Raw genomic sequence first — 278 nt, forward strand, 5'->3', positions numbered from 1 at the left:
GAGCCTGCTCGCGATAGCGGAGTGTCAGCCAAAAATGAGGTGACTGACACTCCGCTATCGCGAGCAGGCTCACTCCTACACTGGAATGTCGTGGCATTCAGCCCTTTTTTACGGCAACGAACGCGGCGGTTTCGTAAGGCACTGTCACCACATCCCTGCCGCGTAACTCAGGCTCGGCGGCAATCAACGCACGAATCTGCTCATCAACCTTCGCCCGCTGCGCATCCGGCAGCGCGGCGATGAAACTGGTCGAGCGCACGCGGTTGAAGATCACGTCT

1 pseudogene is annotated in these 278 nt (G+C 59.0%); it reads right to left on the reverse strand.

Annotation, left to right across the window (positions count from 1 at the left end):
* Positions 1-97 precede the first annotated feature (97 nt).
* Positions 98-278: pseudogene (locus BK660_RS31660) on the reverse strand (class I SAM-dependent methyltransferase); the annotation flags it as partial.

This window comes from Pseudomonas brassicacearum (assembly GCF_003732265.1).
GTDB lineage: Bacteria > Pseudomonadota > Gammaproteobacteria > Pseudomonadales > Pseudomonadaceae > Aquipseudomonas > Aquipseudomonas brassicacearum_D.